General features: G+C 43.5%; 3 protein-coding genes and 1 pseudogene. 3 read left to right on the top strand and 1 reads right to left on the bottom strand.

Annotated features, from left to right (window positions below):
* From LD39_RS02390 to dnaB, 3 genes and pseudogenes are all read left to right on the top strand, one after another.
* Positions 1-345, top strand: a 345-nt coding sequence (locus LD39_RS02390) for a DnaD domain-containing protein (RefSeq protein ID WP_035542500.1), incomplete at its 5' end; no start/stop codon positions are given.
* A complete protein-coding gene (locus LD39_RS02385; RefSeq protein WP_035542497.1) occupies positions 342-668 on the top strand; it encodes a hypothetical protein in 327 nt (108 codons plus the stop codon). The genes LD39_RS02390 and LD39_RS02385, both read left to right, overlap by 4 nt.
* Positions 665-1,942 (top strand): annotated as a pseudogene (gene dnaB / locus LD39_RS02380) (replicative DNA helicase). Before LD39_RS02385 ends, dnaB begins: the two are co-directional and overlap by 4 nt.
* 113 nt (positions 1,943-2,055) lie before the next feature.
* Here the strand turns inward: dnaB and LD39_RS02375 are convergent.
* The coding region (locus tag LD39_RS02375) for a 6-phosphogluconolactonase (RefSeq protein WP_035542494.1) at positions 2,056-2,314 on the bottom strand (259 nt) is incomplete at its 5' end.

Below are 2,314 nucleotides of genomic sequence, written 5' to 3'. Positions count from 1 at the left end.
AGAAAAAGAAAAGAGAGAGATGAAGATGCCGCCACGGCTTCGACTCCTCATGATTTTTATGAACAGAACATTGGGATGCTGAGTCCTTTTATAGCAGAACGAATTACACAGTGGTGTGAAGAGATGTCGGATGAACTAGTGGTCGAATCGATGAGGCGGGCATTGCAGCAGAACAAGTGCTTTTTTAAATATTGTGAGGCGATCTTAAAACGTTGGCAGACAGCAGGGGTCACTTCAATCGAAGGGGCGGAAGCCTTATCTCTGGAGAAGCGAGCAAACGGTAAGGATAAAGACGAAAAAGAGACCTACATTTTTGAGGAGATTAGAAAGGAGAGAAATTTATGACATATAAAGAAGCGGTAGAAATCTTGAAGACCATTGAAGAGTTTTATGGAGACAAGTTTCCACTTACGAAAAGAAAGATTACATTGATAATCGCACAGCTCGAGAAGATGGAATACGAACCGGTGATGACTCGATTATCTGAGCATGTGCTGGAATCACCATTTCCTCCAACGCTATCGGACATTGCCGTTTATCACGTGCCGGACGATGGAATGGTCGAAAAGATGCAACAGTGGAAAAAAGAAGCGGCAGAAGTACCCGAGGAAACGAAACGGTTGTTTGAAGAGAAGATGAATGAACTGATGAGGAAGGTGTCGGAATGATAAGCAATCAACAAGCAGAACAGTCGGTTATCGGTACACTTTTACTGGAAGGATTAATTATGAATGATGTCATTCTTCTACCTGAGCATTTTTCTGATAGAAGGCATCTAATAATTTTTCAAGCGATGAGAAAAATACATGAAGCAAATGAGCCTGTGAATGTGGTCACAGTAACCACAGCGTTAAAAGATAAAATCAGAGAGGTTGGAAATGTTACCTATCTGACAGAACTTGCTACATCGATCCCAACGACGTCCACCTTTAAACATCATCAGCGGTTGGTTCTCGATGCTTATCGCCACCGCCGTACAAGAGCAGCGGCTATTACTTACGTAAAAGATCCCGACGATGAAACGTTTGATAAGCTATGTACTCATATGGAATCTTATCGGGAGTTGGGAATAAAGGAGGGCGAGGGATCAATACGTGAGAGCCTTCTTGAAATCGCAAAAGAAATGAAGACCCCCATCCATGATGGTATGACAGGTTTTTCAACTGGGTATGAAAAGTTGGATCAAATGACAGGCGGTACCCAGAAAGGCGATTTGATCATTCTCGCCGCCAGACCTTCGATGGGGAAAACAGCGTTTGCGTTAAATCTCGCTTCCCATCACTGTAAGCAAGGAGGGAGTGCACAGATCTTCAGCTTGGAAATGGGGAGGAAGCCGCTTCTGCAACGGATTCTTTCCTCAGAAGCCTTGATTAATGGGCAGAAGTGGCGCTCGATGGATTTTAGCAATTAAGATTACATAGACGTTATGGACGTTATTGGTCCGATCTCTGAATGGTCTCTGAACATTAACACCCAATCACGAACCGCCGGTGATATCCGGGCAAATGTGAAGTCCTATGTACAAAAAGCAAAGGTTGATCGTCACCTGGTCATCATCGATTATCTTCAACTTATGTCCTCCTCAACACGCTCCGAACGTCGTGACCTCGAAATCGGCATCATTACAAGAGAATTGAAATTGTTATCCCTTGAGCTTGAAATCCCTATTATTCTATTGTCCCAGCTGTCCCGGTCAGTGGAGCAGCGGCAAGATAAACGACCGCTTATGTCAGATCTACGTGAATCGGGAAACATTGAGCAGGATGCAGATGTCATCGCCTTCTTGTATAGGGAGGATTACTATAAATGGCATGATAACAGTGACAAGGTCGAGTTAATTATCGGGAAGCAGCGGAATGGTCTTGTTGGGAAGGTTAAGCTTCATTTTAAGAAGGAGTATGGGAAGTTTGTAGGGGATTCGTCGCATCTGTCACTCCATTGAAGTGAGGATAAGAGTGAAACTGCTTCGATTAAACATCTGACTCAGTAGAACAAATATATGTAAAATAATTCCACCTCAGGTCATTCAGATTCTGGATGACCTGAGGTGGAATTTTATACCAAATCATCTACTTCTTCAAGTACAGGATCATCGGCTACGAGTGTGACGCTAGGATGGGTTTTAAGGATAGAAGCGGGAAATTGTTCATCAGGCTCTGAAGCCAACAGTCGCTTTACAGCCTGAGCTTTTTGTTTTCCTGAAGCGAGCAGGAGTATTTGATGACTCTTCATAATCGAGGCAATCCCCATCGTAATGGCTTGTTGTGGTACGTCATCTTCAGATTCGAAAAATCTTGCGTTGGCTTTCTTTGTT

The organism is Halobacillus sp. BBL2006, assembly GCF_000786645.1.
Taxonomy (GTDB): domain Bacteria; phylum Bacillota; class Bacilli; order Bacillales; family Halobacillaceae; genus Halobacillus.
This window is presented reverse-complemented; position numbering and strand designations above follow the sequence as displayed.